A 13375-nucleotide genomic window follows, 5' to 3' on the forward strand; every position below is an offset into this window, starting at 1 on the left:
CCACGTGCATCGTCCGGGAAGGGATCGATCATGAAGCCAACAATGATCCATGGGCTCGCCGCCGCCGCGGCTCTCCTGTTCTGCAGCCAGGCGCAGGCCACCGCGGTGGTGTTCGGCGGCCTCAACGACACCACGACGCTGCTCTACACCAGCACGCTCGACGGCGCCACGCTGTCGGCCACGGTGAAGTTCACGCTGACCAGTTGGTCCGCGACCACCGCCACCTTCGCGACCATCGTCACGAACAACTCCTTCGGGCCGGGGCAGAACGCGCTGCTGTCGTTCGGCATCGACGTCGTCACGCCGGCGCTCCAGGGCGCCACCGCCGGTTCCGGATGGTCCGCGTCGATCGACGACAACTTCCCGAGCTTCAAGAAGGTCGACCTGTGCGTCTGGGCCGGCAACAACTGCTCCGGCGGACCGATCGGCGACGGGCTGGGCGAGGGAATGATGTCGTCCTTCAACCTCGTCCTCACGGCCGAGGCCGGCGGCGATTTCACGCAGGGCATCACCTTCACCAGCCCCTACTCCGCGAAGTTCCAGAGCGTGGGCACGCGCGAAGTCTCGGTGGAATTCGCCGGTTGCGTCGCCAGCCAGCCGGGCTGCGGCGAAGGCGGTGGCGGCGGCTCGGGCGGCGGCGGCGGCAACGTGCCGGAGCCCGACGCGCTGGCGCTGATCGCCATCGCGGCACTCGCCGCCGGGCTGTCGCGCCGGGTGCTGACACGCCCGCTGCGCCGCGCGTCCTGAGACCTGGCCTCGGCAGGGGGCCCTCGACAGAAAGCCCGCTTCGGCGGGCTTTCTTGCGTTCCGGCGAGCACTCGCGCGGCTTGGGCGTCGTCGCAGGCCCCGATGCTGTCGCTGCGCTCGAGCGGCGGCGCGGGCCCCCGCCCTGGATCAGCGCAAGGCGAAGCCCCGCGCCGGCCCGCCTACTTCGTGAAGGACGTCGTCGCCACCGCGGTGTTGCCGGCGGCATCCTTCGCGACGGCCTGGATCGTGTGCGTGCCGGCCGAGGCCTTCTTGAGGTTCCAGGTGAAGCTCAGGGTGGCGCCGGTGCCGCTCGCCACCTGCGCACCGTCGACGTAGAGGGTCTGGCGGATGCCGGCGTCGCCGGCGTTGTCGCTGGCGCGGGTCGAGATCGTCAGCGTGTTGCCGGCCAGCTTGGCATTGGCCGCGGGCGTCGCGATCGCGATCTCCGGCGGCTGCGTGTCGACCAGCGCCGCATTGGCCACCGTCAGCGTCACCGCCGCGCTGGTGCCGGCATTGCCGGCCGCGTCGACCGCGGTGGCGGTGAGCGTCACCGCGCCGTTGGCGACCCGGGTCGAGTCCCAGCTGAAGCCATAGGGTGCCGAGGTGTCCGAGGCGACGACGCTGCCGTTGACCCGCAGGTCCACGCGGGCGATGCCCTGGTTGTCGGAGGCGCCGACATCGACCGCGACCAGCCCGTTGACCGTCGCGCCGTTGAGCGGCGCGCTCACCGAGACGGCGGGCGGCTGGGTATCGGGCGCGGGCGCGCTCAGCACCGCCTGCATCGCCGCGCCCGCGTTGATGCGGCCCCAGCCGAAATACGGATCGCGCCCGGCGGTGCCGAGATCGACGGCGGTGGTGAACAGCGCGTTCTGGATCGCGCTGCCGCTGAGCGTCGGCCGGGCCGACATCAGCAGCGCGACGGTGCCGGCCACGACCGGGCTGGCCAGCGAGGTCCCCCACCAGGCGCCATAGCTGCCGCCGCGCTGGGTGGTCCAGATGTTCTGCCCGGGCGCGGCCAGCGCGACGAAGTTGCCGTAGCTGGACCAGCTGGTCCTGGCATCGGTCTCGTTGGTGGCGGAGACCGGGATCATGCTGGCCGTGGGCGTGATGCCTTCGTCGATGCCGTTGTTGCCAGCCGCGACCACGACCAGCCCGCCCTTGCTGCGCAGGTAGTCGGCCGAGCTCTGCACCGAGACGCTGCCCGCCACGCCGCTGTAGCTGATGTTGGCCACGCGGGCGCCCTGGTCCGCCGCCCAGCTCAGGCCTTGCGCGACGGTGCTCCAGTAGGCATAGGCATTGGGGTCGGCGATGCGCACCGGCATCAGCTGCGCCTGGCCGGCGACGGCCGCGACGCCGATGCCATTGTTCACGGCCGCCGCCGCCGCGCCGGCCACCGCCGTGCCGTGGCCGTGGACATCGCTGGTGTCGGCGTTGCCGTCATAGAAATTCCAGCCCGGGACCATGCGGCCGGCCAGGTCGGGATGGCTGGCGTCGATGCCGGTGTCCAGGATCGCGATCTTGATACCGGCGCCCTGGGCGGTGTCCCAGGCCTGCGGCGCATTGATGCGCACCAGGTGCCACTCGCTGCCCATGTAGGGGTCGTTGGGCGTCATCGCGGGCGACACCCGCATGTCCAGTTCGGCCGTCTTGAGCTGCGGATGGCGGGCCAGCGTCATCGCCACCGCGGTCTCCGAGGCGTTGGGCGGCAGGTCGACGATGGCGACCTGCGTGCGGCCGATGCGACGCGCCTTGCCGCCGTGCGGGCCGAGGATCCTGGCCAGCGCCTTGTCGTCCAGGCCCGCCCGCGTCTGCACCAGCAGCCGCTGGCGCGCCCAGCCGTTGGCCGTGCCGGCCGCGGGCGGCGGCAGCTCGAGCTCCGTCTGCGGGCCGCCGGGCCGGATGCGCAGCGCCTGCGCGAGCGCGTCGAAGGCATCGGGCTTGCGCCGGCTCAGGCGCGTCAGCACGCGGCCGTCGACGGTCAGGGCGACGCAGGTGTCGACCTCGCAGAACACCAGGGCGCTGGCCTCGTCGGTCGCCTTCCACGACGACAGGTCGAGCCGGTCGCAGAGCAGGTTGCCGATCAGCGCGTGGCGGATCTCGTCGTCGTAGCGGTACTGGCCGTTGACGCCGGCGCGGCTGAGCATCACCAGGTCGTCGATGCGCAACTGGTCGATGCGGCGGACGAGCGCCTCGCGCACGGCGGGGCTCAGGTCGGTATAGCGCTCCAGGCCCTGCGATGGCGACAGCTCGTTGCGCAGTTGCTCCGGACGCGCGGGCGCGCAAGGCGGCGTCGAAGCCGGCGTGGCCGCGGCGGCGGCAAGGACGAAGGATGCAAGCACGGACATGGCGGTCTCCTCCGCCCCGAGCGGCGGTCCCCGGCCTGCGGAGCCGTCCCTGCGGAGCTCGTTGTCGTCCCCCTGACGGCGGCCGGCGCGTCTGCGCGCGCACGGTCGGTCTCTCGCAGCAAGGCCCGGGCCAGAACTGCAAGTGGGGACGGCGATTGAGGTTTTTCCGTCGCCCCCGGCGGGACGGCGTGCGAGTGTCAAATCCGTCGACAGCGCGGAGGCGTCATGGCCTCACGGCCGCGCCGCATTGCCGCCCGCGTCAGTGCGCCTGCGCGGCCAGACGCAGGCGGCGGTGCACCGCCCGCGCCTGCGGCACCCAGCCCAGTCGCGCCCAGCGGCGCCACATCAGCAGTCCGCGGATCCATTCGTCCGCGGCATAGGCGATCCACAGGCCGACCAGGCCCAGCCCGAACACCTCGCCCAGCAGCCAGCTGCCGCCGGCCAGCACCAGCAGCATCGAGCCGGCGCCGACCATCACCGGATACTTCGCGTCGCCGGCGGCGCGCAGGGCGTTGATGACCACGAGGTTGAAGGTCCGCCCCGGCTCCAGGATCACCGTGATCCACATCAGCACGGCCGCGCTGGCGAGGATGGCCTCGTCGTGGGTGAACAGCGTCAGCAGCCACGGCGCCGCCGCCGCCGCCGCGCCCGCGACCACCACGCTGATCGCCAGCCCGCGCGCCAGCGCTCGGCGCACCAGCCGGTGCGCCTCGTGCAGCTGGCCGGCGCCGATCAGGTGGCCGACGACGATCTCCGCCGCGAAGCCGGTCGCCAGGCCGGGCAGCAGCACGAAATACATCAGCTGCGAGGTGTAGCTGTGCGCCGCCAGCGCCGACGCGCCCAGGTGCCCGGCCACGGCGATGCTCACCATGTAGGCCAGGCGGTAGGCGATGTTCTCGGCCGCGCCGGGCAGGCCGATGTGCAGCACCGCGGCGAGCTCCGCGCGCGGCAGCCGCCACCAGTCGGAGGCGCGCGGGCGCAGGTCCAGGCGCGCGCGCCACAGCCAGACATGCAGGCCCAGGCCGAAGGCGCGGCTCAGCGCCAGCGCCAGGGCGAAGCCCGGCAGGCCCAGGCGCGGCATCAGCAGCACCGACAGCAGCAGCTGCGCCACCTGCATCGCCACCAGCACCAGCAGCGTGTCGCGGCTGCGCAGGTGGGCGCGCATGACGCTGGCCATCGAGGCATTCCAGGCGTCCAGCATCAGCGCCGGCGCCAGCGCCATCAGGAAGGGCTGCGCCAGCGGCAGCACTTCCGCCGGGGCATTCATCAGGCGCAGCAGCGGACCGGCGAACAGCAGCGCCATCACCGCGGTGGAGCCGCCCAGCCAGCTGCTGGCGCCGAGCGCGGCGCGCGCGGTCGCGTCCGCCACCGCGCGGCGGCCGCTGCCCAGCGCCTGCGTGATGACCACGCTGATGCCGGCGCCGATGATGCGGAAGAGGATGAACAGCGTGGCCGCCAGCTGGTTGGCCAGCGCGAAGGCGGCCCCGGCGGGATCGGAGATCCGGGCCGCCATCATGGTGCCGATCACGCCAACGGCGATGCCCAGGCAGAGCTCGAGGAACAGGGGCCAGGCCAGCGAGAACAGGCGGGGCGACGGCGGCGTGTGCGAGGGGGACGACATGGTGCGGCGGCGGGAGGCGGACGCGCGCCGCCGCTGACAGCGGTGGACACGAGCGCGGGATTCTCTCGTGGCGTCGCCGCGCCCGGGGGCCGTAACCGCGATGAAACCGACCGGGCCGTCGACGTTGTCGTTTCGCCGCCACCGGACGGTGGCGAGGCCGGGCCGTATGGGTCGTATCGGTCGTGTGGGGGCCGCGTGCGCCGTGTGGACTGCGTGCGCCGGGGGGCGCCGCTCAGGCGGCCGAGGGTCCGGCCGGCGCAGCCACCGGGCACATCGGCAGGCCGCCGGCGAGGAAGGCGCCGCGTTCGGCGTCCAGGGCCGGGCGCAGCGAGACCAGCGTCGCGCGCTCGCCATAGAGCTCGTCGAGCTCCTCCAGCAGCAGCGCGCGCACCGCCGCCTCCGCCGAGGGCGGCAGGGCGCGGACCCATTGGCGGTCGCGGCCGTCCAGGCGATAGAGCACCACCCAGATGACGCAGGTGTCGATGAAAGCGGACATGCGCGCAGCCTAGTCGAGCCACCGCGCGAAGGCGATGGGGGCGGCCCGGCCGGGGTGCGCCATATTCATCGAAACCGGGCCCCGTGACGCGGCGGCGGCGTCCGGTCGTGACGGAAGTCCGGCCGGCGACCGCCGGTCGCGGTGAGCGGTCGCGCCTAGCGCCATTCGATGACGGACACCCCGAGGCCCACCCGCGATTCGCGGAAGTTGTAGTCGATCAGGCTCTCGCCGTAGCCGCTGAACAGCTGCAGGTAGCCGTGCAGGCCGCCGCCGATCGGGAAGGCCCATTCCAGCTGGGCGGAGCCGCGCGAGCGGTCGCCGAAGCGCAGGCTGTGCCGCGCCGTCAGCGCCAGCACGTGGCGCCCCAGCTTCTGCGTCACCAGCACCTCGCCGCGGCCGACGTAGTCCTGGATGCGCGGGTTGTCGTCGCTGCCGCCGTTCAGGATCCGCCACCAGGGCCGCAGGCTGACGGTGGTCTCGCCGTGTTCCAGGCTCAGGTCGCCGATCAGCCGGTTCCAGCTGCGCGACAGCGGCGCCGCCCGGCCGTTGGACTGGTGGTTCAGACTCAGGCCCACCATGCTGGCCTTCCAGCCGAAGGGCAGCGCCACGTCGGCGCCGTGGGTCACGATCAGCTCCGGCTCGTAGTTGGTCTCGCGGAAGGGCCGCGACACGCGCCCGTTGTAGACCTGCCAGCGCGAGCTCTGGGTGTAGGCGCCCCAGACGGACAGGCTGCCGTGGTCGTCGAGCGACCAGATCTTGGACTTCAGGCTGATCTGGAACTTGGCTTCGTTCTTGTCCAGGTCCAGCGCCTGCACCACGCCGTTGTCCGGCGTTTCGGACGACGGCGCCGGCGAGCGGTTGGAGCGCGAGGTCCAGGACACCGGCAGCAGGTAGACCGGCTTGTAGGGCCGCGGCAGGAAGCGCGGGAGCTGGTCACGGCAGGACAGCTCCCAGCGCTCGGACAGCGTCGAGCCCAGGTAGTTGCGGGCGCTGCCCGAGGCCTCCGGCAGGCGCGAGCACGGATCGTCCACCCGCGGCACGCTGGCCGCGGCCGCCACCGGCAGCGCGGCGGGCACCGGCACCGGCGCCGCCTGCGCGACCGCCGAGGGCGGCGCCGCGTCGGGGGCGCGGCCATGCAGCCGGTCGTAGCAGGCCAGCCGGGCGTCGTTGTCCGCGATGGCGGCGCACTCGGACGGCGTCTTCGCCGCCGCGGCGGCGTTCAAGGCCGGGGTCTGCGCCGGCAGCGCCGCGACCTGCGCCGACGCCTCGTCCGACCAGGCGGCGATCAGTGCCGCCAGCACCGCCGCCGCCCACGTCATCGCCTTCGCGAGGCGCAGGCGCCACGTCCTCATCGACACCATCGTGCATCCGTCCTAGTCCAGTCGAAGCGGGCGGGATGCAAACGGCGTTCCCGGCCCGGGTGGCAGAACTTGCCGAGGCACGCTCCCTAGAATCGGCCGCCATGCAGCCGTCCACCGCCCCCGTTTCCTTGTCGACCGCCCCGGCGCCGGGCAAGTCCTGGCCCCACGGGCACCCCCGACCCCGCTGGCCTACATGGGCCGCCCTGGCCGCGCCGCTGCTGCTGAGCGCCTGCGCCCAGTGGTCGCGCGCGCCCCAGGCCCCGGCCTCCACGCCCCAGGCCGTGCCGGGCGGGCCCTTCGCCCCCGCCGCGCTGCAGGCCCTGCGGCCGGAACAGTTCCGCTCCACCGTCGGCAGCGGCGCCGACGCGCAGGCGCGCTGGATCAACGACCGCGCCCGCATCCGCACCGCCGCCGCGCAGGCACTGGCCGCGCCGCAGGACGGCGCCGCCCTGCGCGAACTGGCGCAGGCGCTGCGACTGGTCGCCCATTACCGGGCCGAGATCGATACCGCCCGCCCGGCGCTGCTGGCCGCGCTGCCCGCGCTGGACAGCCAGCCGGCGGAGATCCAGCGCCCGCTGCTGACGGCCGCCTTCACGCTCTACGCCTTCGACGCGGCGCCGCTGCTGCGTCCGCTGCTGCCGCGCCTGGCCGCGCCGCGCGAGTTCGCGATCGCCGCCTATGCGCTGATGCAGACCCGCCAGCCGGCGGACCTGGCGCTGATCCAGTCGCAACTGGCGCAGCGCGACCGCGACGAGCCGCGCCTGCAGGCGCTGGCCCAGGCCCTGGCGACGGCGCAGGGCGTGCCGCAGCCGGCGCGTCCGCCGCTGGCGGATCTGCTGGCGATCCGCCCCGGCTACCCGGTGGTGTTCAGCTTCCAGCGACCGGGCCGACAGCAGATGGGCCTGGCGCTGGTGCGGCAAGCCGACGGCCGTTTCGTGCGACGCGCCGATGGCGGGCTCTTCAACATCGAGCAGCTGGCGCTGTCCAGCAGCGGCCTGCCGGGCACGATCACGCTGGGCAACACCCCGCAGGGCCTGTTCACCATCCAGGGCGCCGGACGCGCCGCCTCCAACATCTGGATCGGTCCGACGCCTTACCTCCACACCAAGGTGCCGGGCGAAGCCAGCGTCGCCGAGTACGAGCAGCGCGTCCCCGGCGCCGACGAGCCGGCCTGGACGCTGGACCGCTACCGCGCGCTGCTGCCCGCGTCCTGGCGCGACTACGCCCCCCTGCAGGAGGCCTGGCTCGCGGGCCGCGCCGGTCGCGACGAGATGCTGATGCATGGCAGCACCATCGATCCGCGCTACTACGTCGGCAGCCGCTTCTACCCGGGCACGCCGTCGGATGGTTGCCTGGTGGCGATGGAGTACTGGTCGCCGGAGGGCACGATGGTGCACAGCGACCAGATCGCGCTGCTGCAGGCCTTCACCGCCCAGGGCCGCGACCGCGGCTACATGGTGCTGGTCGAGCTCGACGCCGCCCCCACGCCCGTCGCCCTGGCCGAGGTGATCCAGGCCGTGCTCGACGCCGAGGCCCGCACGCCCGGCCGCCGGTGAGGCTCGAACAGGGCGTGAGGTTCGCGGACGCGAGGCCTCATGCCCTGGTCGGGCCTGCGCGCCGAAGGTGGCAGTCCTTGCCAGAGCCCCTGCGATCACCACCGGTTATGGCGTTCCCGCGCCGTTTCATTGGCAGCCGCCGGGCGCGCCCACTAGAGTAGGCCGCACCATGCCCGAATCCCCGCAGCCTCTGAACACCGAAGCCCCGAGCGAGCATCACCCGGATCTGGACCTGTATGACAGCCTCCGCCTGATGGAGGTCTTCATCGATGACCAGCGCGCGGCCGTGGCGGCGGTACGCGCGGCGGCCCCAGCGCTGGCGGCGGCCGTGGATGCGGCGCTGCCGCGGCTGGTGGCCGGCGGGCGGCTGCTGTACGCGGGCGCGGGCACCTCGGGCCGGCTCGGGGTGCTGGACAGTGTCGAGCTGGTGCCGACCTTCTCCTGGCCGCGCGAGCGCGCCGTCGCGGTCCTGGCCGGCGGCGAGGGCGCGATGTTCGTGGCCGTCGAAGGCGCGGAGGACGACGAGCCGCAGGGCCGCCGCGACCTGGAGGCGCTCGCGCCGACGCCGGACGACGTCGTCATCGGCATCGCCGCCTCGGGCCACACGCCGTATGTGCTGGGCGCACTGGCGGCCGGGCGCGCGGCGGGCGCGCTGACGGTGGCGCTGGCCAACAACCCGGGCGCCGCGGTGCTGGCCGCCAGCGATCATCCGATCCTGCTGGACACCGGCGCCGAGGTCATCTCGGGCAGCACGCGGCTGAAGGCCGGCACGGCGCAGAAGATCGCGCTCAACAGTTTCTCGAGCGCGCTGATGGTCCGCCTGCACAAGGTCCACGGCAACCTGATGGTGGACATGAAGGCGACCAACGCGAAGCTGGTGCGCCGTGCGGTCGCGCTGACGATGCGCGCCAGCGCTGCCGACGAGCCGGCGGCGCGCGCCGCGCTCGAGCGCTGCGGCTTCCACGTCAAGACGGCGACCGTGATGCTGCGGCGCGCGATCGATGCGGAGGCGGCCCGGGCGCTGCTCGCGCGCTATGCGGGCAATCTGCGCCAGGCGCTGGTCGAGCGTTGATCCGCAAGCGGCCCTCGCACGCGAGCGCGGCAATCCCCATGCGGCCGCCGCTGCGTTTGCACCGACACTGAGGCCCATGTCCGCCTCCACCGTCTCTCCTGTTTCCGCGTCGATCCGCAGCCCCTGGGCCTGGGTGCCCACGCTGTACTTCGCGCAGGCCCTGCCGTACGTCTTCGTGATGTCGATGTCGACGGTCATGTACAAGAACTTCGGCATCTCCAACACGGACATGGCGCTGTTCACCTCGGGCCTCTACCTGCCGTGGGTGGTCAAGCCGCTGTGGTCGCCGCTGGTGGAGATGTTCGCGACCAAACGGTTGTGGACGGTCGCGACGCAGTTCCTGATCGCCGCGGCGCTGACTGCCGTCGCGCTGGCGCTGCCCTTGCCGGCGTTCTTCCAGCTGTCGCTGGCGGCGTTGTGGGTGATGGCCTTCGTCTCGGCCTCGCACGACATCGCGGCGGACGGCCTTTACCTGCTGTCGCTGGCCCAGCATCAGCAGGCCGCCTTCGTCGGTGTGCGCTCCACCTTCTACCGGCTGGCCAACATCGCCTGCATGGGCGGGCTTGTCGTGCTGGCCGGCGAGGTGCAGAAGACGTACGGCAGCTGGGTCCTTGCCTGGCAGACCGTCATCGCGCTGATGGCGGGCGGCTTCCTGCTGCTGGCGGGCTATCACTGGTGGCGCCTGCCTCGCCCGGCCGCCGACGCCCCGATGCCGCGCTCGGAGCGCAGCAGCGCCACCTTCGTCCACATCTTTACGGAGTTCTTCCGCAAGCCCGGCCTCGCGGTGATCCTCGGCTTCCTGCTGCTGTATCGCTTCCCCGAGGCGCAACTCCTGAAGCTGGCGGTGCCCTTTTTGCTCGACCCGCAGGACCAGGGCGGCTTGGGACTCAGCAACACGGAACTCGGCATCGTCTACGGCACCGTGGGCCTGATCGCGCTCACAGTGGGGGGGCTGCTGGGGGGATGGGCGATCTCGCGCGTGGGGCTGAAGCGCGCGCTGTGGCCGATGGTGCTCGCCATGCACCTTCCGAACGTGGTCTTCCTGGCGATGGCGTGGTCCCATCCGGGTTCGTTGTGGATCGTCGCCGCGGCGCTTGCCGTGGAACAGTTCGGCTACGGCCTGGGCTTCACCGCCTACATGATGTTCATGGTGCTGGTCGCGGATGGACCACACAAGACGGCGCATTACTCGATCTGCACCGGCTTCATGGCGCTGGGCATGATGCTGCCCGGCATGTGGAGCGGCTGGCTGCAGGACCAGCTCGGCTACCTGCACTTCTTCGGCTGGGTGCTGCTCGCGACGATCCCGTCGCTGGTCATGACCGCGCTGATCCGCATCCCCGAGGGCTTCGGCCGCAAGGAGCCCGGCGCGTGAGCGCGGCCGCGCCCGGCACGCGACCGGCGGCCGGCGAGCGGCTGCTGTCGCTGGACGCCTTCCGCGGCTTCGCGATCGCGGCGATGCTGCTGGTCAACAACCCGGGCGACTGGTCGGCGCTGTACGCGCCGCTCGGGCACGCGCAGTGGCATGGCTGGACCTTCACCGACTGGATCTTCCCGTTCTTCGTCTTCATCAGCGGGATCTCGATGAGCTTCAGCCTGGCCCGCCGCGGCCAGGTCGACGACCGTGGCGCGCTGCTGCGCCATGCCTGGCGACGCGGGACGACCATCGTCCTGATCGGCCTGCTGCTGAACCTGTTCCCGTTCTTCCACTTCGAGACGGTGCGGCTGCCGGGCGTGCTGCAGCGGCTCGGACTCATCACGATCCTGGCGGCACCGATCGCGCTGTGGTGTGGCTGGCGCGCGCAGCTGGCCGTGTTCATCGACCTGCTGCTGGGCTACGGGCTGATCCAGACCTGCGTGGCCGTGCCCGATGCGCAGGGCGTCTGGCACCGCGGCTCGCTGCAGCCCGGGGAGGACGTCGGCGCCTGGCTGGACCGGGCGCTGCTGGGCGGGCACCTGTGGGCGAAGAGCAAGACCTGGGACCCCGAAGGCCTGTTGAGCACGCTGCCGGCCGTCGCCAGCCAGATCGCGGGATTGCTGGCGGGCCGCTGGCTCGCGCGACGCGGCCGCGATCCCGCCGAGAAGGCGATGTGGTTCATGGTGGCGGGGCTGGGCTGCCTCTGGGCCGCCCAGGTCCTCGATGCCTGGACGCTGCCGATCAACAAGAATCTGTGGACGCCCGCCTTCGTTTTCCTGACCACCGGCTGGGGGTGCCTCGTGTTCGGCGTGTTCTACTGGCTCCTCGATGCCGCGCCATTGCCCCGGATGCGCGACGCAATGGCGCGGCGCTTGCAGCCGCTGGTGGTGTTCGGCATGAACGCGCTGTTCCTGTTCGCGCTGTCCGGTCTGGTGGCCCGGCTGCTCGGGCTGGTCCACGTCGCCGCGGGCGTGTCGCTCAAGGCCTGGCTCTTCGCGCCGCTGCGCGCGCTGCCGGTGGATCCGCGTTTCGCGTCGCTGCTGTTCGCCGTCGGCTTCGTGGCGGTGTTCTACGGCATCGCGTGGGCGATGTGGCGGCGCGGCTGGATCGTGAAAGTGTGAGCGGGCCGCACGGCGCCGCCGGATGAAGTTTCGATGCGACGACGACAGTGGATGACCGCGGCCCTGGCCGCACCGGTGTTTGGCAGCCTGGGGACGGCGCTGCCGGGTTGCTCGACGGGACGGTCGAGCGCCGTGCCGGCCCGGACCGAGGCCGCCACCGCCGAGGACGGCCCGCCGCCCGCGCCGCGCGAGTTCCGGGCCGCCTGGGTGGCGACGGTCGCCAACATCGACTGGCCCAGCCGCCGCGGCCTGAGCGACGCCGCGCAGATCGCCGAGATCCACGCGATCCTGGACCACGCGCGGGCGCTGCGCCTGAATGCGATCGTGCTGCAGGTCCGCACCAGCGCGGACGCGCTGTACCGCTCCACGCTGGAACCCTGGAGCGAGTACCTGTCCGGCGTCCAGGGCCAGGGACCGGGCTACGACCCGCTGGCGCTGTGGATCGAGCAGGCCCGCGCGCGCGGTCTTGAACTCCACGCCTGGCTGAACCCGTATCGGGCGAAGCAGAGCGGCGGCAAGTCCGCCCCCGCCGCCACGCACCTGAGCCGCACGCGACCGGACTGGGTGAAGAAGTACGGCGACCAGCTCTGGATCGATCCCGGTGAACCGGGCGCCGCCGACCACACGCTGGCGGTCTGCCGTGACCTGCTCACCCGCTACGACGTCGACGGCCTGCACATCGACGACTACTTCTATCCCTACCCCGTCCAGGACGCGGCCAAGCAGGACATCGACTTCCCCGACGACGCGAGCTGGCTGCGCTACGTCCGAGGCGGCGGCACGCTGGCGCGGGCCGACTGGCGTCGCGACAACGTCGACCAGCTGGTGCGACGCTTGTACGAGCTGGTGCGCGAGCTCCGGCCGGAGGCGCGCGTCGGCATCAGTCCCTTCGGCCTGCCGCGGCCCGACCTGCGGCCGGCGGGCATCACCGGGTTCTCGCAGTACGACAAGCTCTACGCGCACGTCGAGCATTGGATGGCCATGGGCTGGCTGGACTACCTGGCGCCGCAGCTCTATTGGCCGCGCGCGCAGAAGCCGCAAGCCTTCGAGCCGCTGATGCGGGCCTGGCAAGGGCTCAATCCGCTGGGGCGGCACGTCTGGCCGGGGCTGTTCACCAGCCGCGCCGGCAACGAGGCCGATGGCTGGCCGCTGGAGGAAATCGCCGAGCAGGTGGCGCTCACGCGCGCCGCGCCGGGCACTGGCGGTCACCTGCACTTCAGCATGGTGGCGCTGCTGAAGAACCGCCGCGGTATCGCCGACGCCCTGCGCGACGGGGCCTATGCGCAGGCGGCGCTCGCGCCCGCCACGCCCTGGCTCTCGGCGCCCGCATGCGGCGCCGTCTCGCTGTCGCGCGAGCCCGACGGCGCGCTGCGGGCCTCCGCGGCGGGCGCGCCGGCACGCGGCTTCGCGCTCTGGCGCCGCGTGGCCGGCCAGGCCTGGCGCTTCGAGGCCCTGCCCCCGGACGGCCGCATCCCGCGGCCCTCGCCGGGCGAGGCGCTGGTGCTGTCCGCGATCAACGCGATCGGTGAGGAAGGCCCTCGCGCTTCGTTCGTCGCCTGAACGCAGCGCCTTCACTGTCGATTCGGCGCAACGACCGACCCCGGCGGCGTGCGCTCATCAGCCCTAGGGGAAACCCTCA

10 protein-coding genes are annotated in these 13375 nt (G+C 72.6%); 6 read left to right on the top strand and 4 right to left on the bottom strand.

Annotation, left to right across the window (positions count from 1 at the left end; translation table 11 throughout):
* The first annotated feature begins 30 nt into the window (after positions 1–30).
* The gene (locus FHT37_RS17890; RefSeq protein WP_183483370.1) at positions 31–747 is read left to right on the top strand and encodes a cistern family PEP-CTERM protein; all 717 of its coding nucleotides are present in this window, start codon (positions 31–33) and stop codon (positions 745–747) included.
* A gap of 179 nt (positions 748–926) precedes the next feature.
* Here the strand turns inward: FHT37_RS17890 and FHT37_RS17895 are convergent, their stop codons facing one another.
* From FHT37_RS17895 to FHT37_RS17910, 4 genes are all read right to left on the bottom strand, one after another.
* Positions 927–3092: a S8 family serine peptidase gene (locus FHT37_RS17895; protein WP_255489783.1), complete on the bottom strand. Its 2166-nt coding sequence runs from the start codon at positions 3090–3092 to the stop codon at positions 927–929.
* A 259-nt stretch (positions 3093–3351) separates the two neighbouring features.
* On the bottom strand, positions 3352–4713 hold the full coding sequence (locus tag FHT37_RS17900; protein ID WP_183483372.1) for an MATE family efflux transporter: 1362 nt from the start codon (positions 4711–4713) through the stop codon (positions 3352–3354).
* Between the two features lie 232 nt (positions 4714–4945).
* A complete protein-coding gene (locus FHT37_RS17905; protein ID WP_183483374.1) occupies positions 4946–5209 on the bottom strand; it encodes a hypothetical protein in 264 nt (87 codons plus the stop codon).
* Between the two features lie 155 nt (positions 5210–5364).
* Complete coding sequence (locus tag FHT37_RS17910; protein WP_183483376.1) at positions 5365–6561, bottom strand: phospholipase A; 1197 nt, start codon at positions 6559–6561, stop codon at positions 5365–5367.
* 110 nt (positions 6562–6671) lie between these two features.
* Between FHT37_RS17910 and FHT37_RS17915 the strand changes: the two genes are divergently transcribed.
* From FHT37_RS17915 to FHT37_RS17935, 5 genes are all read left to right on the top strand, one after another.
* The gene (locus FHT37_RS17915; protein ID WP_183483378.1) at positions 6672–8126 is read left to right on the top strand and encodes a hypothetical protein; all 1455 of its coding nucleotides are present in this window, start codon (positions 6672–6674) and stop codon (positions 8124–8126) included.
* A 169-nt stretch (positions 8127–8295) separates the two neighbouring features.
* Complete coding sequence (locus tag FHT37_RS17920; protein ID WP_183483380.1) at positions 8296–9198, top strand: N-acetylmuramic acid 6-phosphate etherase; 903 nt, start codon at positions 8296–8298, stop codon at positions 9196–9198.
* Between the two features lie 76 nt (positions 9199–9274).
* Complete coding sequence (locus tag FHT37_RS17925; RefSeq protein WP_183483382.1) at positions 9275–10573, top strand: MFS transporter; 1299 nt, start codon at positions 9275–9277, stop codon at positions 10571–10573.
* A complete protein-coding gene (locus FHT37_RS17930) occupies positions 10570–11736 on the top strand; it encodes a heparan-alpha-glucosaminide N-acetyltransferase domain-containing protein (protein WP_310739754.1) in 1167 nt (388 codons plus the stop codon). The genes FHT37_RS17925 and FHT37_RS17930 overlap by 4 nt, the downstream gene beginning before the upstream one ends.
* Positions 11737–11769: 33 nt before the next feature.
* Positions 11770–13296 (top strand): glycoside hydrolase family 10 protein, encoded by a 1527-nt coding sequence (locus tag FHT37_RS17935; protein WP_183483384.1) that lies wholly within the window; start codon positions 11770–11772, stop codon positions 13294–13296.
* Positions 13297–13375 lie beyond the last annotated feature (79 nt).

The sequence above is a fragment of the Mitsuaria sp. BK037 genome (assembly GCF_014193045.1).
Taxonomy (GTDB): domain Bacteria; phylum Pseudomonadota; class Gammaproteobacteria; order Burkholderiales; family Burkholderiaceae_C; genus Roseateles.